At 54.7% G+C, this 18962-nt stretch carries 12 protein-coding genes, 4 tRNA genes and 2 rRNA genes; all 18 read right to left on the reverse strand.

Annotated elements, in window-relative coordinates:
* Positions 1–22 precede the first annotated feature (22 nt).
* The gene (gene rpoC, locus F8N12_RS23120) at positions 23–4222 is read right to left on the reverse strand and encodes a DNA-directed RNA polymerase subunit beta' (RefSeq protein WP_028621542.1); all 4200 of its coding nucleotides are present in this window, start codon (positions 4220–4222) and stop codon (positions 23–25) included.
* A gap of 64 nt (positions 4223–4286) precedes the next feature.
* Positions 4287–8360 (reverse strand): DNA-directed RNA polymerase subunit beta, encoded by a 4074-nt coding sequence (gene rpoB / locus F8N12_RS23125; RefSeq protein WP_010467260.1) that lies wholly within the window; start codon positions 8358–8360, stop codon positions 4287–4289.
* 220 nt (positions 8361–8580) lie between these two features.
* Positions 8581–8946: a 50S ribosomal protein L7/L12 gene (rplL, locus tag F8N12_RS23130; protein ID WP_007896630.1), complete on the reverse strand. Its 366-nt coding sequence runs from the start codon at positions 8944–8946 to the stop codon at positions 8581–8583.
* A gap of 80 nt (positions 8947–9026) precedes the next feature.
* Entirely contained in the window at positions 9027–9527 is a 501-nt protein-coding gene (rplJ, locus tag F8N12_RS23135; protein WP_150582441.1) for a 50S ribosomal protein L10, read from the reverse strand.
* 198 nt (positions 9528–9725) lie between these two features.
* Positions 9726–10421 carry a 50S ribosomal protein L1 gene (rplA, locus tag F8N12_RS23140; RefSeq protein WP_007896626.1) on the reverse strand — a complete coding sequence of 232 codons (696 nt, stop codon included), beginning with the start codon at positions 10419–10421 and terminating at the stop codon, positions 9726–9728.
* Positions 10421–10852 (reverse strand): 50S ribosomal protein L11, encoded by a 432-nt coding sequence (gene rplK / locus F8N12_RS23145; RefSeq protein ID WP_003210097.1) that lies wholly within the window; start codon positions 10850–10852, stop codon positions 10421–10423. Before rplK ends, rplA begins: the two co-directional genes overlap by 1 nt.
* Positions 10853–10969: 117 nt before the next feature.
* Positions 10970–11503: a transcription termination/antitermination protein NusG gene (nusG, locus tag F8N12_RS23150; protein ID WP_007896622.1), complete on the reverse strand. Its 534-nt coding sequence runs from the start codon at positions 11501–11503 to the stop codon at positions 10970–10972.
* Between the two features lie 9 nt (positions 11504–11512).
* A complete protein-coding gene (gene secE / locus F8N12_RS23155) occupies positions 11513–11881 on the reverse strand; it encodes a preprotein translocase subunit SecE (RefSeq protein WP_009045851.1) in 369 nt (122 codons plus the stop codon).
* Positions 11882–11926: 45 nt separating this feature from the next.
* Positions 11927–12002 (reverse strand) — tRNA-Trp (locus F8N12_RS23160).
* Between the two features lie 53 nt (positions 12003–12055).
* A complete protein-coding gene (tuf, locus tag F8N12_RS23165) occupies positions 12056–13249 on the reverse strand; it encodes an elongation factor Tu (protein WP_150582442.1) in 1194 nt (397 codons plus the stop codon).
* Positions 13250–13334: 85 nt separating this feature from the next.
* Positions 13335–13410: transfer RNA gene (locus F8N12_RS23170), tRNA-Thr, on the reverse strand.
* Positions 13411–13436: 26 nt separating this feature from the next.
* Positions 13437–13510, reverse strand: a tRNA-Gly gene (locus F8N12_RS23175).
* Positions 13511–13533: 23 nt separating this feature from the next.
* Positions 13534–13618: transfer RNA gene (locus tag F8N12_RS23180), tRNA-Tyr, on the reverse strand.
* Positions 13619–13760: 142 nt separating this feature from the next.
* Entirely contained in the window at positions 13761–14201 is a 441-nt protein-coding gene (locus F8N12_RS23185) for a hypothetical protein (protein ID WP_150582443.1), read from the reverse strand.
* 7 nt (positions 14202–14208) lie between these two features.
* A complete protein-coding gene (locus F8N12_RS23190) occupies positions 14209–14958 on the reverse strand; it encodes a pantothenate kinase (protein ID WP_150582444.1) in 750 nt (249 codons plus the stop codon).
* Positions 14948–15907, reverse strand: coding sequence for a bifunctional biotin--[acetyl-CoA-carboxylase] ligase/biotin operon repressor BirA (birA, locus tag F8N12_RS23195; RefSeq protein ID WP_150582445.1), 960 nt, complete (start codon positions 15905–15907; stop codon positions 14948–14950). The genes F8N12_RS23190 and birA overlap by 11 nt, the downstream gene beginning before the upstream one ends.
* Before the next feature lie 143 nt (positions 15908–16050).
* Positions 16051–16166, reverse strand: a 5S ribosomal RNA gene (rrf, locus tag F8N12_RS23200).
* Positions 16167–16334: 168 nt separating this feature from the next.
* Positions 16335–18962, reverse strand: a 23S ribosomal RNA gene (locus F8N12_RS23205); the annotation flags it as partial.

An 18962-nucleotide genomic window follows, 5' to 3' on the forward strand; every position in this document is an offset into this window, starting at 1 on the left:
TTACGCTCATTTATTGCAGAACTCAGTTACCGCTTGAGTTCAGCGCTTCGGTCAGTGCAGCTTCCACTTCACTGGCGCTTACGCGCAGCGGCTTGTCTGCTTCACGACGACGCTTACGCTCGCTGTGATAAGCCAAACCGGTACCGGCCGGGATCAGACGACCCACGACCACGTTCTCTTTCAGGCCGCGCAGATAATCGCGCTTGCCGGTTACCGCCGCTTCGGTCAGTACACGAGTGGTTTCCTGGAAGGAAGCCGCCGAGATGAACGATTCGGTGGACAACGACGCCTTGGTGATACCCAGCAACACGCGAGTGAACTTGGAAACGAATTTCTCGTCGCCAGCCAGACGCTCGTTCTCTACCAGAACGTGAGTCAATTCCATCTGGTCGCCCTTGATGAAAGTGGAATCGCCGGATTCAGCAATTTCAACTTTACGCAGCATCTGACGCAGGATGGTCTCGATGTGCTTATCGTTGATCTTCACGCCTTGCAGACGATATACGTCCTGGATCTCGTTCACGATGTACTTGGCCAGCGCACTCACACCCAGCAGACGCAGGATGTCGTGTGGATCGCTCGGGCCGTCGGAGATAACTTCGCCGCGGTTTACCTGTTCGCCTTCGAAGACGTTCAGGTGGCGCCACTTCGGAATCAGCTCTTCGTACGGATCGGTACCGTCGTTCGGGGTAATGACCAGACGGCGCTTGCCTTTGGTCTCTTTACCGAACGCGATGGTGCCGCTGACTTCAGCCAGGATCGAGGCTTCTTTCGGACGACGTGCTTCGAACAAGTCGGCAACACGTGGCAGACCACCGGTGATGTCACGGGTCTTCGAAGTCTCTTGCGGGATACGAGCGATAACATCACCGATCGCAATCTTCGCGCCGTCCGCTACACCAACCAGGGCGTTAGCAGGCAGGAAGTACTGAGCAATTACGTCAGTACCCGGCAGCAAGAGATCCTTGCCATTGTCATCAACCATCTTCACAGCAGGACGGATATCTTTACCGGCAGCTGGACGGTCTTTGGCGTCGAGGACTTCAATGTTGGTCATACCGGTCAATTCGTCAGTCTGACGCTTGATCGTGATGCCTTCTTCCATGCCCACGTAGGTCACGGTACCTTTCATCTCGGTAACGATTGGGTGAGTGTGCGGATCCCACTTGGCCACGATTGCGCCAGCGTCGACCTTGTCACCTTCCTTAACCGAGATCACAGCACCGTACGGCAGCTTGTAACGCTCACGCTCACGACCGAAGTCATCAGCGATTGCCAGCTCACCGGAACGGGACACAGCAACCAGGCAACCATCCACTCGCTCAACGTGCTTCAGGTTATGCAGACGAACGGTACCGCCATTCTTCACCTGAACGCTGTCAGCTGCGGAGGTCCGGCTTGCCGCACCACCAATGTGGAACGTACGCATGGTCAGCTGGGTACCCGGCTCACCGATGGACTGGGCAGCGATAACGCCGACCGCTTCACCGATGTTCACCTGGTGACCACGGGCCAGATCACGGCCGTAGCACTTGGCGCAAATGCCGTAGCGGGTTTCGCAGCTGATCGGCGAACGCACGATCACTTCATCGATGCTGTTCAGCTCGATGAACTCGACCCACTTCTCGTCTACCAGAGTGCCACCAGGAACGATGACTTCTTCGGTACCCGGCTTGAACACGTCACGAGCAATGACACGACCCAATACGCGCTCACCCAGCGGCTCGACAACGTCACCGCCTTCAATGTGCGGAGTCATTACCAGGCCATGTTCGGTGCCGCAATCGATCTCGGTCACAACCAGATCCTGCGCCACGTCTACCAGACGACGAGTCAGGTAACCGGAGTTCGCAGTTTTCAGTGCGGTATCCGCCAAACCTTTACGAGCACCGTGAGTGGAGATGAAGTACTGAAGTACGCTCAAACCTTCACGGAAGTTCGCAGTAATCGGCGTTTCGATGATGGAACCGTCCGGCTTGGCCATCAGGCCACGCATACCGGCGAGCTGACGGATCTGCGCAGCAGAACCCCGTGCGCCCGAGTCGGCCATCATGTACATCGAGTTGAAGGACTCTTGGTCGACTTCGACGCCATGACGGTCGATGACTTTCTCTTTCGAGAGGTTGGCCATCATCGCCTTGGAAACTTCGTCGTTCGCCTTGGACCAAAGGTCGATCACTTTGTTGTACTTCTCGCCCTGGGTTACCAGGCCGGAGGCGTACTGACTTTCGATCTCTTTCACTTCATCGGTTGCAGCATTGATGATGCGGGCTTTTTCATCCGGGATAACGAAGTCGTTAACACCGATGGAAACGCCGGAGATGGTCGAATAGGCAAAACCGGTGTACATCAACTGGTCAGCGAAGATCACGGTCTCTTTCAAACCAACCACGCGGTAGCACTGGTTGATCAGCTTGGAGATCGCCTTTTTCTTCATCGGCTGGTTAACGACGTCGTAGGACAGGCCAGGTGGAACAACCTGGAACAACAGCGCACGACCGACGGTTGTGTCGACGATACGGGTGTTCTTGACGCTGCCACCATCACGATCGTTGACGGTTTCGTGGATGCGGACTTTGACCTTGGCGTGCAGTGCGGCTTCGCCGGCACGGAACACACGGTCAACTTCCTGCAGATCCGCGAACACACGACCTTCGCCCTTGGCGTTGATCGCTTCACGAGTCATGTAGTACAGACCCAATACAACGTCCTGCGAAGGAACGATGATTGGCTCACCGTTGGCTGGCGACAGAATGTTGTTGGTCGACATCATCAACGCGCGCGCTTCCAACTGGGCTTCCAGTGTCAGCGGTACGTGCACGGCCATTTGGTCGCCGTCGAAGTCGGCGTTGTACGCGGCGCAGACCAGAGGGTGCAGCTGGATAGCCTTACCTTCGATCAGTACCGGTTCAAACGCCTGGATACCCAGACGGTGAAGGGTCGGTGCACGGTTGAGGAGAACCGGGTGTTCACGGATCACTTCAGCGAGCACGTCCCAAACCTCAGGCAGCTCGCGCTCGACCATCTTCTTGGCAGCTTTGATGGTGGTCGCGAGACCACGCATTTCCAGCTTGCCGAAAATGAACGGCTTGAACAGCTCGAGGGCCATTTTCTTCGGCAGACCGCACTGGTGCAGACGCAGGGTCGGACCAACGGTAATTACCGAACGACCGGAGTAGTCAACACGCTTACCGAGCAAGTTCTGACGGAAACGACCCTGCTTACCCTTGATCATGTCAGCCAGGGATTTCAGAGGACGCTTGTTCGAACCGGTGATAGCGCGACCACGACGACCGTTGTCGAGCAGTGCATCGACAGCTTCCTGCAACATACGCTTTTCGTTGCGAACGATGATGTCCGGAGCGGACAGATCGAGCAGACGCTTCAAGCGGTTGTTACGGTTGATCACTCGACGATACAGATCGTTGAGGTCGGAAGTCGCGAAGCGACCGCCATCCAGCGGGACCAGTGGACGCAGATCCGGCGGCAGAACCGGCAGAACGGTGAGCACCATCCATTCTGGAAGGTTGCCGGAACCCTGGAAGGCTTCCATCAACTTCAGACGCTTGGACAGCTTCTTGATTTTGGTTTCGGAGTTGGTTTGCGGAATTTCTTCACGCAGGCGGCCAATCTCGTGCTCCAGGTCGATAGCGTGCAGCAGTTCGCGGACAGCTTCGGCACCCATGCGGGCATCGAAATCGTCGCCGAACTCTTCCAGCGCTTCGAAGTACTGCTCGTCGTTCAGCAACTGACCTTTTTCAAGGGTGGTCATGCCCGGATCGATAACGACATAGCTCTCGAAGTAGAGAACGCGTTCGATATCACGCAGGGTCATGTCCATCAGCAAGCCGATACGCGACGGCAGCGATTTCAGGAACCAGATGTGGGCAACTGGCGAAGCCAGTTCGATGTGCGCCATGCGCTCACGACGAACCTTGGCCAGCGCGACTTCAACGCCGCACTTCTCGCAGATCACGCCACGGTGCTTCAAGCGCTTGTACTTACCGCACAGGCACTCGTAATCCTTTACCGGGCCAAAGATCTTGGCGCAGAACAGGCCGTCACGTTCAGGTTTAAACGTACGGTAGTTGATGGTTTCCGGCTTTTTAACTTCACCGAACGACCACGAACGGATCATCTCAGGCGATGCCAATCCAATACGGATGGCGTCGAACTCTTCGACTTGACCCTGGTTTTTCAGCAAATTCAGTAGGTCTTTCAAGGCCTTTCCTCCTGGCGGAGCAGAGAGCGGGCAATCCTGCCCCGCTCTCGATTCGCGTCACGTGTTATTCGGTTTCCAGATCGATATCGATGCCGAGGGAACGAATTTCCTTGATCAACACGTTGAAGGACTCGGGCATGCCCGGCTCCATACGGTGATCGCCATCCACGATGTTTTTGTACATCTTGGTACGGCCGTTCACATCGTCCGACTTCACTGTGAGCATTTCTTGCAGAGTGTAAGCAGCACCGTATGCTTCCAGTGCCCAGACCTCCATCTCCCCGAAACGCTGACCACCGAACTGTGCCTTACCACCCAGCGGCTGCTGGGTAACCAGGCTGTACGAACCGGTAGAACGAGCGTGCATCTTATCGTCTACCAAGTGGTTCAGCTTCAGCATGTACATGTAGCCAACAGTAACCGGGCGCTCGAACTTGTTGCCGGTACGGCCGTCGGTCAGCTGCATCTGGCCGCTTTCTGGCAAGTCTGCCAGCTTCAGCATGGCCTTGATTTCGCTTTCCTTGGCACCGTCGAACACTGGAGTGGCCATTGGAACGCCGCCACGCAGGTTTTTCGCCAGATCCAGAATTTCCTGGTCGGAGAAGCTGTCCAGATCTTCGTTACGACCACCGATCTGGTTGTAGATCTCGTCGAGGAATTTACGAAGCTCGGCGACTTTGCGCTGCTCTTCGATCATCCGGTTGATCTTCTCGCCCAGACCTTTGGCCGCGAGGCCCAGGTGAGTTTCAAGGATCTGACCAACGTTCATACGCGACGGTACGCCCAACGGGTTGAGGACGACGTCGACCGGGGTGCCATTGGCATCGTGCGGCATGTCTTCAACCGGCATGATCACGGAGACCACACCTTTGTTACCGTGACGACCGGCCATCTTGTCGCCCGGCTGGATGCGACGACGGATTGCCAGGTAAACCTTGACGATTTTCAGCACGCCTGGAGCCAGGTCATCGCCCTGCTGCAGTTTGCGCTTCTTGTCTTCGAACTTGTCGTCCAGCAGACGGCGACGATCAACGATGTAGGCCTGAGCCTTCTCGAGCTGCTCGTTCAGAGCATCTTCAGCCATGCGCAGTTTGAACCACTGACCATGCTCAAGACCGTCGAGAACTTCATCGGTGATGTCCTGACCTTTCTTCAGGCCGGCGCCGCCTTCGGCTTTGTGGCCGACCAGAGCGGAACGCAGACGTTCGAAAGTCGCGCCTTCAACGATACGGAACTCTTCGTTCAGATCCTTGCGGATCTCGTCGAGCTGAGTCTTCTCGATCGACAGGGCACGAGCATCACGCTCAACACCGTCACGAGTGAAGACCTGTACGTCGATGACGGTACCCTTGGTGCCGGTAGGCACACGCAGGGAGGTGTCTTTAACGTCGCTGGCTTTTTCACCGAAGATCGCACGCAACAGCTTCTCTTCCGGAGTCAGCTGGGTCTCGCCTTTCGGAGTGACCTTACCGACCAGGATGTCGCCCGCGCCTACTTCGGCACCTACGTAAACGATACCGGCTTCGTCCAGCTTGTTCAGTGCAGCTTCACCCACGTTCGGGATGTCTGCAGTGATTTCCTCAGGCCCAAGCTTGGTGTCACGCGCCACACAGGTCAGTTCCTGGATGTGGATCGTGGTGAAGCGGTCTTCTTGAACAACGCGTTCCGACAGGCAGATGGAGTCTTCGAAGTTGAAGCCGTTCCATGCCATGAAGGCGATGCGCATGTTCTGACCCAGCGCCAGTTCACCCATGTCGGTGGACGGACCGTCGGCCATGATGTCGCTGCGCTGAACCCGATCACCCTTACGCACCAGCGGACGCTGGTTGATGCAGGTGTTCTGGTTGGAGCGGGTGTATTTGGTCAGGTTGTAGATGTCGACACCAGCTTCACCGGTTTCAACTTCGTCATCAGCAACACGAACCACGATACGGCTGGCGTCAACGGAGTCGATAACACCGCCACGACGAGCTACGACGCAAACGCCGGAGTCACGGGCTACGTTACGCTCCATGCCGGTACCGACCAGCGGCTTGTCAGCGCGCAGGGTGGGTACAGCTTGACGCTGCATGTTCGAACCCATCAACGCACGGTTGGCGTCATCGTGCTCGAGGAACGGGATCAGCGACGCTGCAACCGAAACTACCTGCTTCGGCGATACGTCCATCAAGGTGACGTCTTCCGGCGCCTTGACGGTGAACTCGTTCAGGTGACGAACAGCTACCAGCTCGTCGATCAGAACTTTCTTGTCGTTCATCGTGGCCGAAGCCTGAGCGATCACGTGATCGGCTTCTTCGATGGCGGACAGGAAAACGATCTCGTCGGTGACCAGAGCGTCTTTCACCACACGGTACGGGCTCTCAAGGAAGCCGTACTGGTTGGTGCGCGCATAGGCAGCCAGGGAGTTGATCAGACCGATGTTCGGACCTTCCGGCGTTTCGATCGGGCATACACGACCGTAGTGAGTCGGGTGTACGTCACGAACTTCAAAGCCAGCACGCTCACGAGTCAGACCGCCAGGGCCGAGTGCAGACACACGACGCTTGTGGGTGATCTCGGACAGCGGGTTGTTCTGGTCCATGAACTGGGAAAGCTGGCTGGAACCGAAGAACTCTTTCACCGCCGCAGCCACTGGCTTGGCGTTGATCAGGTCTTGCGGCATCAGGCCTTCGCTTTCTGCCATCGACAGGCGCTCTTTGACCGCACGCTCAACACGTACCAGGCCAACGCGGAACTGGTTCTCGGCCATCTCGCCTACGCAGCGAACACGACGGTTACCCAGGTGGTCGATGTCATCGACGATGCCTTTACCGTTACGGATGTCGACCAGGGTCTTCAGAACCGCGACGATATCTTCCTTGCACAACACGCCCGAACCTTCGATCTCGGTACGACCGATACGACGGTTGAACTTCATCCGGCCGACCGCAGACAGGTCATAACGCTCAGGGCTGAAGAACAGGTTGTTGAACAGAGTCTCGGCAGCGTCTTTGGTTGGCGGCTCGCCTGGACGCATCATGCGATAGATCTCGACCAGCGCTTCCAATTGGTTGCTGGTGGAGTCGATCTTCAAGGTGTCGGAGACGAACGGACCGCAGTCGATATCGTTGGTGTACAGAGTTTCGATGCGAACGACCTGAGCCTTGGCGATTTTTGCCAGGATCTCGGTGTTCAGCTCGGTGTTGCACTCTGCCAGGATTTCGCCGGTTGCCGGGTGCACGATGGCCTTGGCGGTAGTGCGACCCAGGACGTAGTCCAGAGGCACCTCCAGGGTCTTGAGACCGGCTTTCTCGATCTGGTTGATGTGGCGCGCGGTAATACGGCGACCCGCCTCAACGATGACCTTGCCCTTCTCGTCCTGAATATCAAGAACAGCGATCTCACCACGCAGACGCGAAGCAATCAGTTCCAGACTGAGGGTTTCGCCGCTCAGGTGGAAAACGTTGGTGGTGTAGAACGCGTCGAGCACTTCTTCAGTGGTATAGCCGAGCGCGCGCAGCAGTACCGATGCAGGCAGCTTGCGACGACGGTCGATACGCACGAATACACAGTCTTTCGGGTCGAACTCGAAGTCCAGCCACGAACCACGGTAAGGAATGATGCGCGCGGAGTACAGCAGTTTGCCGGAGCTATGCGTCTTGCCGCGGTCGTGGTCGAAGAACACGCCCGGGGAACGGTGCAGCTGGGAAACGATTACACGCTCGGTACCATTGATTACGAAGGTACCGTTTTCAGTCATCAGGGGGATTTCACCCATGTAGACTTCTTGCTCTTTGATGTCCTTGATCGCTTTGTTCGACGATTCTTTGTCGAAAATGATCAGGCGCACTTTTACCCGCAAAGGTACGGCGTAAGTTACACCGCGCAATACGCATTCTTTGACATCAAATGCCGGTTCGCCCAGGCGATAACCGACGTACTCCAGCGCAGCATTGCCGGAGTAGCTGATGATCGGGAAAACGGATTTGAAGGCCGCATGCAGGCCCACGTCGCGGAACTGATCTTTAGTCGCTCCCGCCTGCAAGAATTCACGATACGAATCCAGCTGGATTGCCAGGAGATACGGCACATCCATGACGTCCGGCAACTTGCTAAAGTCCTTGCGGATACGTTTTTTCTCAGTATATGAGTAAGCCATCAGCGTTCCCCAGCTTGGTCACCTGCTTGTTTGGCCCCTCCCGACGGGAGCAGCCAGAAAATCGTGCAAACCCCATGGTTTGCGCCACCGCATCGGGTGGTTACAGCTCGCTACCGGCACCGACCCAGTCGGCAGCCAATAACGGAAAAAGGCCGGTGGCAAGAGCCACCAGCCATCAGCCTTTCGCTTAACGCTCGGGCTGGAGGTGCAAAGTCGATGCTTACTTCAGCTCGACTTTAGCGCCTGCTTCTTCCAGAGTGGCTTTTGCTTTGTCAGCTGCGTCTTTCGATACAGCTTCCAGAACGATGCCAGGAGCGCCGTCAACTACTGCCTTGGCTTCTTTCAGGCCCAGACCGGTCAGTTCACGTACTGCCTTGATCACGTTAACTTTCTTCTCGCCAGCTTCGGTCAGCATGACGTTGAATTCAGTTTGTTCTTCAACAACGGCAGCAACAGCAGCTGGACCAGCGGAAGCAGCGGCAGCAGAAACGCCGAACTTCTCTTCCATGGCCTTGATCAGCTCAACGATTTCCAGAACGGATTTTTCGCCGATTGCTTCGATGATTTGGTCGTTAGTCAGAGACATGACTATAAATTCCTGTATTGGGGTGACAGCCTACGCGGCCATCGAAATAAACAATAAACGCTGAAAGGAGTCGCTCAGCCTTAGGCTGCGGCAGCTTCTTTCTGGTCGCGAAGGGCCGCCAGAGTACGAGCCAATTTGCTGGTTGCGCCTTGAATCACGCTCATCAGCTGAGAAATTGCTTCGTCACGGGTCGGCAGACTTGCCAGTACGTCGATCTGATTAGCTGCGAGGAACTTGCCCTCGAACGCAGCTGCCTTGATCTCGAACTTATCCTGACCTTTTGCGAATTCCTTGAAGATACGAGCAGCAGCGCCCGGATGATCTTTGGAGAATGCAATCAAGGTCGGGCCAGTGAACACGTCGTTGAGCACGTCATATTGAGTGCCAGCAACGGCGCGCTTGAGCAGGGTGTTACGTACAACACGTACGTAAACGCCAGCTTCACGAGCCTCTTTACGGAGTCCGGTCATAGCGCCAACTGTCACGCCGCGGGCATCAGCCACAACAGCAGACAGGGCAACATTGGCAGCCTCGTTGACTTCAGCGACGATGGCCTTCTTGTCTTCGAGTTTAATTGCCACGGGTTTAACTCCTGCTTGTTACCGTTTCATCCAACCGAAGCCGGATGTCGTTTTGGTGTCTGATTCGGTAAGGAACCGGGAGCACCATCTGCGTAGGCTTGAGGTTTAAGACTTTCGTCGCCTACGGTCTTGGATAGCCCCCGCCAGGCAGGGACCCCAATCTTTCAATTGGCGCAATCGCTTGCGCCAACCTGTGTCTTACGCGTCGAGCGAGCCTTGGTCGATGACCAGACCTGGACCCATGGTGGTGCTCAGGGTAACGCGCTTGACGTAGATACCTTTCGAGGAAGCTGGCTTGATACGCTTCAGATCAGCGATCAGGGCTTCAACGTTTTCCTTCAGCTTGACGGCATCAAAGCCGACCTTGCCAACGGAGGTATGGATGATGCCGTTTTTGTCGGTGCGATAACGAACCTGACCAGCCTTGGCGTTTTTAACCGCGGTGGCTACGTCTGGCGTTACGGTGCCGACTTTAGGGTTAGGCATCAGACCACGTGGACCGAGGATCTGACCCAACTGACCCACAACGCGCATGGCATCCGGGGATGCGATAACGACGTCATAGTTCAGGTCGCCGCCTTTCATTTCGGCAGCCAGATCGTCCATACCTACACGGTCAGCGCCGGCAGCCAGAGCGGCCTCAGCAGCTGGACCCTGGGTGAACACGGCAACGCGAACGGTCTTGCCAGTGCCGTGTGGCAGCACGGTAGCGCTACGAACGACCTGATCAGATTTACGCGGGTCAACGCCCAGGTTCACGGCAACGTCGAACGACTCGCTGAACTTGACGGTCGACAGCTCAGCCAGCAGAGCGGCAGCGTCTACAAAGTTGTAGGACTTGCCTGCTTCGATTTTGCCGGCGATAGCCTTTTGACGCTTGGTCAACTTAGCCATTACACACCCTCCACGTTAAGGCCCATGCTACGAGCAGAACCGGCGATAGTGCGCACGGCTGCATCCATATCAGCTGCAGTCAGATCCGCGTTTTTGGTTTTCGCGATTTCTTCCAGCTGAGCACGGGTTACAGTGCCAACCTTAACGGTGTTCGGACGAGCGGAACCGCTAGTCAGACCGGCCGCCTTCTTCAGCAGAACCGAAGCAGGGGTGGATTTGGTTTCGAAAGTGAAGCTACGGTCGCTGTAGACAGTGATGATCACTGGAGTCGGCAGGCCTGGCTCAATACCCTGGGTGCGGGCGTTGAAAGCTTTGCAGAATTCCATGATGTTCACGCCGTGCTGACCCAGTGCAGGACCAACAGGTGGGCTTGGGTTAGCCTGAGCGGCCTTCACTTGCAGCTTGATGTAAGCGGTAATCTTCTTGGCCATGAGGCACTCCAATTACGGGTTCGAACGCCTCGAAAGGCTCCCCGGTTACTTGCGCGTTTATCCCAGTGACGACAAAACCCCACAGCCTAGGGCTGCGGGGTTGGGATGCATGTTCAGCTAGACCTTTTCGACCTGGCTGAACTCTAACTCTACCGGAGTAGAGCGACCGAAAATGAGCACTGCCACCTGGATCCGGCTCTTTTCGTAGTTAACCTCTTCAACCGTGCCGGTAAAATCGGCAAACGGCCCGTCGTTGACACGCACTGACTCACCTGGCTCGAACAACGTCTTCGGCTTCGGCTTGTCGCTACCATCAGCAACACGACGCAGAATTGCTTCTGCCTCTTTATCTGTGATCGGTGCAGGCTTATCAGCAGTACCGCCGATGAAACCCATCACCCGAGGAGTATCCTTGACCAAGTGCCAAGTACCCTCGTTCATATCCATCTGGACCAGCACGTAACCTGGGAAGAACTTACGCTCGCTTTTGCGTTTCTGGCCATTACGCATTTCCACCACTTCTTCAGTGGGAACCAGAATTTCGCCGAAGCCATCTTCCATGCCAGCCAGCTTTACGCGCTCTACCAACGAGCGCATGACATGCTTCTCGTAACCGGAGTAAGCATGCACAACGTACCAACGCTTAGCCACGGGACACCCTTAGCCGACAATCAAGGAAACAAGCCAGCCGAGCAGGGAATCAAGACCCCACAACAGCAACGCCATTACCAGTACAACAGCCACAACAATCAAAGTGGTCTGCGTGGTTTCTTGGCGAGTTGGCCATACGACTTTACGAATCTCGGTGCGAGCTTCCTTAACCAGTACAAAGAAAGACTTGCCCTTGGCTGTCTGCAGGCCTACAAAGGCAGCTACAGCAGCAATGGCAAGCAATGCAAGTACGCGGTACAGGATCGGCGAAGCAGAGTAATACTGATTGCCAACAACGCCAACAACCACCAAAGCAACTACTACTAGCCACTTGAGCAGATCGAAGCGAGAGCCTTGAGCTTCAGCTTTAGGAGTCATCTATGAAGATCCTGTGAAAAGAAAGCCAAACCCACCAAGTGAATCTGGCAGGTCAGGAGGGAATCGAACCCCCAACCTACGGTTTTGGAGACCGTCGCTCTGCCAATTGAGCTACTGACCTAAAACAAAATCAGGCCGACCATTATGCCGGCCTGAAAAAGACATTACAACAACTTACTCGATGACTTTTGCCACGACACCCGCGCCGACGGTACGACCGCCCTCACGAATGGCGAAACGCAGACCATCTTCCATCGCTATGGTTTTGATCAGGGTAACGGTCATCTGAACGTTATCACCTGGCATAACCATCTCAACACCTTCCGGCAGCTCGCAGTTACCAGTCACATCAGTCGTACGGAAGTAGAACTGTGGACGGTAGCCCTTGAAGAATGGCGTATGACGACCGCCCTCTTCCTTGCTCAGAACATAGACTTCAGCAGTGAACTTGGTGTGCGGCTTGACGGTGCCCGGCTTGACCAATACCTGGCCACGCTCAACATCATCACGCTTGGTACCACGCAGCAATACGCCGCAGTTCTCACCTGCACGACCTTCGTCGAGCAGCTTGCGAAACATCTCCACACCAGTGCAAGTCGTCTTGACCGTGTCGCGCAGACCAACAATCTCGACTTCTTCCTGAATGCGGACAATGCCACGCTCAACACGACCAGTCACGACAGTACCGCGACCAGAGATCGAGAACACATCCTCGATCGGCATCAGGAACGGCTTATCAATAGCGCGCTCAGGCTGCGGAATATAAGTATCCAAGGTCTCGACCAGCTTCTTGACGGCAGTAGTGCCCATCTCGTTGTCGTCTTGACCATTCAACGCCATCAGCGCCGAACCGATGATGATCGGAGTGTCATCACCTGGGAAATCGTAAGTGCTCAACAGGTCGCGTACTTCCATCTCGACCAGCTCAAGCAGCTCCGCGTCATCTACCATGTCAGCCTTGTTCAGGAAGACAACGATGTACGGAACGCCAACCTGGCGCGACAGGAGGATGTGCTCACGGGTTTGCGGCATCGGACCATCAGCGGCCGAGCAAACCAGAATTGCACCATCCATCTGTGCAGCACCGGTAATCATGTTTTTTACGTAGTCGGCGTGACCAGGGCAGTCCACATGTGCGTAGTGACGCACGGCCGAATCGTATTCCACGTGAGCGGTGTTGATGGTAATGCCACGAGCTTTTTCTTCTGGGGCGCTATCGATCTTGTCGAAGTCAACTTTTGCCGAACCGAACACTTCGGAGCAGACGCGAGTCAAGGCTGCAGTCAGAGTAGTTTTACCGTGGTCGACGTGACCAATGGTGCCTACGTTGACGTGCGGCTTATTACGTTCGAACTTTTCCTTAGCCATCGAAATCACCCTCAGGAGAAGATTTTTTACAAGTCAAACAAGCCATTAAAACAAAGGCAGATATTTTCATATCTGCCTTGTTATATGGAGCTCTTGAGCGGATTTGAACCGCTGACCTCACCCTTACCAAGGGTGTGCTCTACCAACTGAGCTACAAGAGCGTAACACTGTGCAAGATCCGCAAACGTGGAGCGGGTAGCGGGAATCGAACCCGCATCATCAGCTTGGAAGGCTGAGGTTCTACCACTAAACTATACCCGCGAGCTTGCAACTCTCGCTAAAAATGGTGGAGGGGGAAGGATTCGAACCTTCGAAGTCGTAGACGTCAGATTTACAGTCTGATCCCTTTGGCCGCTCGGGAACCCCTCCTAAGCGAGCCGGCATTCTATATCATGCCGACCTTCTGTCAAGCATTTTCTCATTAAAAACCTGAGGTTAGCTGCGTTGACCTCGCTACACACTGCTGACCATCAAAGGTCTTCACTGCGAAGCGGGCGCCATTCTATGCAAACTATTCGATAGGTGCAAGCCCCTCACAAGGCATTATTTTATGTTTTAACTCATTGAATTCTCTGGAAAGGTTTCGCAGCTGCACATCACCCAACCAGCGTCGACTCTCGGGCGCTACGCGCACCCAGTAACCAGCCAATTCCGGCAGATCCTTTGCCAAGGACTGGAAGTCGATCTGCATACCGCTCAAACGACGCTCAACCGCCTGAGCAGTTTCTTGACGACCATAGCCGCCCAGATACAAGCAACCGTTGTTAGCCGCCGTGGCTGCTGTCGTATCGGGCGTTGTTTCCGCTGACTCACTAAGTAACCGTATATCTTGCTGACCACCCCTGTATAAGCTTAATGGCGTGACATCCTTTGCGCGCAGAGGCGCCTCTTGCCAATGCCAAATGTAATAGAACACGTTGAGGACAAGCAGCAGCAGAAACAACCAACGCATAAAAACCTCAGGACAAGGGACACGCCATAGCCAAGCCGACAAAGACTAGATCCGGCACCACCCTGGCCTGCGGCACTATTCCGGAAACCAGTTCAGCATCTCCACCGGTGAAGAAGACCGAATAGTCGTCTCCCCAGTAGCTGCGCGCCAGATCGATCTGTGTCAGGACGAAGCCCCGCAACATGAGCGAACACCCCCGTTCGACTGCCTCAACAGTTGAGCGACCAGGCACCAAGCTTTCCAAAGCACGCTCTGCAGCCAGGTCGCTGTAACGAATCTTGCGTGTGTGGGTGCGCAGCTGATTACGCATCAAAGGCATGCCGGGACAAATGAATCCTCCCAGATGCTCACCGTCACTGCTCACAAAATCTGCGGTTACGGCTGTGCCGAAATCAAGCACAAGGCAGGCACCCGCAGCCAAATGAAACCCGCCAAGCATGGCGAGCCAGCGATCGAGCCCCAAGCGCTCGAACTCCTCATAGCCATTGCGAACGCCGCCCATCTCGCGAGCAGGCACCGCACTCGACACGGAAACGTCAAACGTCGTCGTCAAAAGGGATATCAATGCATTCGTCTCTTCTTCAGTTCTGACACTGACCAATCGACAGAACCGAAGTGAGAGCGGGGCAAGCGCGTGAAGACTCTCGAGCAAAGCAACGTTGGAATCAACAACGCCTTCCCCGACTGGCGGCCGGGCCTTGGCGGCGATTACACGCCACTTGATAAAACTATTTCCGCAGTCGAGCTCAAGAATCATTGCGCAACCTCAAACTAAGCTCGCCGCCACTAAAGACTTTTTCCACACCACCCACCTTCAGGCGAAGAGCACCCTGACTATCAATGCCCAGGACTTCACCCTCTATTTGATTAGCTCCAGCAGTCAATGACACCGCACGCCCTTGCCATAAATGATTTTGCTCCCACTCGGATTGGATCGCAGTAAATCCGCCAACCTTATGTCTATTCAGGTAGCTCTGCAGCGTTTCTCCCAGGAAGGCGACTAGCGTATTGCGGTCAAAAGATCGGCCTGACTCAAGCTTCATTGAGGTCCACAACTGGTCAACCTCATCTGCCGACTGCATGTTCACATTGATACCAATACCCAGGACTACGTGACAAACATCGGCAGGATCGCCCACCAGCTCAAGCAATATCCCTGCGATCTTTTTCTGTCCGACGAGCAGATCATTGGGCCACTTCAAGCCTGCATTCTGAATTCCTGACTCTCTTAACGTTTGCAGCACGGCCAGCCCTACTACAAGGCTCAAACCCTCAAGCTGCCGCATGCCACCTTCAATCCTCAGTACGAGACTGTAATAGATATTTTCGGCAAATGGACTCACCCACTTGCGACCTCGCCGGCCCCGCCCCGCAGTTTGCCTCTCGGCGAGCACCAAAAACGGCGCAGGCTCCTCGCGCTGTATAGCGCGGAGCGCTTCAGCATTGGTGGAATCAATAGAATCGAAAATCAGGACGGACCAATCACAAGAAGCCGCCGCCTGCTTTATCGCAGCAGCGTCGAGTAGCGTCAGCGGCGCAGCCAACTGATAACCACGCCCTCGCACCTTATGGATAGATAAACCAAGCTCCGCCTCGAGATGCTGAAGCTGCTTCCAAACAGCGCTGCGACTGACGCCCAATGCAGCGCCCAGGGCTTGTCCTGAATGAAATCGGCCATCTTTTAGAAGCTTTAACAACGTCAGCATGCAAGTCTCGCCTCACAATGAGGCCCGCATGATAGCCATGCTCCGTGCAGTTGCATATGTTGGTGTATCTATTTCGGCACCACTTTCCTGCGGGCAAAACAAAACCCCTACCTGCATACGCAGATAGGGGTTTCGGAATTTAATCTTGACGATGACCTACTCTCACATGGGGAAACCCCACACTACCATCGGCGATGCATCGTTTCACTGCTGAGTTCGGGATGGGATCAGGTGGTTCCAATGCTCTATGGTCGTCAAGAAATTCGGTAGCCAGGTCGTTCACCTTTCGGTTCACGCTCCAGCGAATGGGTATGTGATAGTTTTGTGTGCTGCTTGTGAGCAAAGCGTGCGAACTTTCGGTTCGTGTCGTCTTCACAGTCACCGCAATCTGGTGCTCGTTAGAGCAAGCAAATTGCTTGGGTGTTATATGGTCAAGCCTCACGGGCAATTAGTATTGGTTAGCTCAACGCCTCACAGCGCTTACACACCCAACCTATCAACGTCGTAGTCTTCGACGGCCCTTCAGGGGACTCAAGGTCCCAGTGAGATCTCATCTTGAGGCTAGTTTCCCGCTTAGATGCTTTCAGCGGTTATCTATTCCGAACATAGCTACCCGGCAATGCCACTGGCGTGACAACCGGAACACCAGAGGTTCGTCCACTCCGGTCCTCTCGTACTAGGAGCAGCCCCTCTCAAATCTCAAACGTCCACGGCAGATAGGGACCGAACTGTCTCACGACGTTCTAAACCCAGCTCGCGTACCACTTTAAATGGCGAACAGCCATACCCTTGGGACCGGCTTCAGCCCCAGGATGTGATGAGCCGACATCGAGGTGCCAAACACCGCCGTCGATATGAACTCTTGGGCGGTATCAGCCTGTTATCCCCGGAGTACCTTTTATCCGTTGAGCGATGGCCCTTCCATACAGAACCACCGGATCACTAAGACCTACTTTCGTACCTGCTCGACGTGTCTGTCTCGCAGTCAAGCGCGCTTTTGCCTTTATACTCTACGACCGATTTCCGACCGGTCTGAGCGCACCTTCGTACTCCTCCGTTACTCTTTAGGAGGAGACCGCCCCAGTCAAACTACCCACCATACACTGTCCTCGATCCGGATAACGGACCTGAGTTAGAACCTCAAAGTTGCCAGGGTGGTATTTCAAGGTTGGCTCCACGCGAACTGGCGTCCACGCTTCAAAGCCTCCCACCTATCCTACACAAGCAAATTCAAAGTCCAGTGCAAAGCTATAGTAAAGGTTCACGGGGTCTTTCCGTCTAGCCGCGGATACACTGCATCTTCACAGCGATTTCAATTTCACTGAGTCTCGGGTGGAGACAGCGCCGCCATCGTTACGCCATTCGTGCAGGTCGGAACTTACCCGACAAGGAATTTCGCTACCTTAGGACCGTTATAGTTACGGCCGCCGTTTACCGGGGCTTCGATCAAGAGCTTCGCGTTAGCTAACCCCATCAATTAACCTTCCGGCACCGGGCAGGCGTCACACCCTATACGTCCACTTTCGTGTTTGCAGAGTGCTGTGTTTTTAATAAACAGTCGCAGCGGCCTGGTATCTTCGACCGGCATGAGCTTACGGAGCAAGTCCTTCACCCTCACCGGCGCACCTTCTCCCGAAGTTACGGTGCCATTTTGCCTAGTTCCTTCACCCGAGTTCTCTCAAGCGCCTTGGTATTCTCTACCCAACCACCTGTGTCGGTTTGGGGTACGGTTCCTGGTTACCTGAAGCTTAGAAGCTTTTCTTGGAAGCATGGCATCAACCACTTCGTGTTCTAAAAGAACACTCGTCATCAGCTCTCGGCCTTAAGATCCCGGATTTACCTAAGATCTCAGCCTACCACCTTAAACTTGGACAACCAACGCCAAGCTGGCCTAGCCTTCTCCGTCCCTCCATCGCAATAACCAGAAGTACAGGAATATTAACCTGTTTTCCATCGACTACGCTTTTCAGCCTCGCCTTAGGGACCGACTAACCCTGCGTCGATTAACGTTGCGCAGGAAACCTTGGTCTTTCGGCGTGGGTGTTTTTCACACCCATTGTCGTTACTCATGTCAGCATTCGCACTTCTGATACCTCCAGCAAGCTTCTCAACTCACCTTCACAGGCTTACAGAACGCTCCTCTACCGCATCATCCTAAGATGATACCCGTAGCTTCGGTGTATGGTTTGAGCCCCGTTACATCTTCCGCGCAGGCCGACTCGACTAGTGAGCTATTACGCTTTCTTTAAAGGGTGGCTGCTTCTAAGCCAACCTCCTAGCTGTCTAAGCCTTCCCACATCGTTTCCCACTTAACCATAACTTTGGGACCTTAGCTGACGGTCTGGGTTGTTTCCCTTTTCACGACGGACGTTAGCACCCGCCGTGTGTCTCCCATGCTCGGCACTTGTAGGTATTCGGAGTTTGCATCGGTTTGGTAAGTCGGGATGACCCCCTAGCCGAAACAGTGCTCTACCCCCTACAGTGATACATGAGGCGCTACCTAAATAGCTTTCGAGGAGAACCAGCTATCTCCGAGCTTGATTAGCCTTTCACTCCGATCCACAGGTCATCCGCTAACTTTTCAACGGTAGTCGGTTCGGTCCTCCAGTTAGTGTTACCCAACCTTCAACCTGCCCATGGATAGATCGCCCGGTTTCGGGTCTATTCCCAGCGACTAGACGCCCTATTAAGACTCGCTTTCGCTACGCCTCCCCTATTCGGTTAAGCTCGCCACTGAAAATAAGTCGCTGACCCATTATACAAAAGGTACGCAGTCACCCAACAAAGTGGGCTCCCACTGCTTGTACGCATACGGTTTCAGGATCTATTTCACTCCCCTCTCCGGGGTTCTTTTCGCCTTTCCCTCACGGTACTAGTTCACTATCGGTCAGTCAGTAGTATTTAGCCTTGGAGGATGGTCCCCCCATATTCAGACAAAGTTTCTCGTGCTCCGTCCTACTCGATTTCATGACTAAGAGATTTTCGCGTACAGGGCTATCACCCACTATGGCCGTACTTTCCAGAACGTTCCGCTAATCTCAAAGCCACTTAAGGG

The organism is Pseudomonas fluorescens (assembly GCF_902497625.1).
Classification (GTDB): Bacteria; Pseudomonadota; Gammaproteobacteria; order Pseudomonadales; family Pseudomonadaceae; genus Aquipseudomonas; species Aquipseudomonas fluorescens_BQ.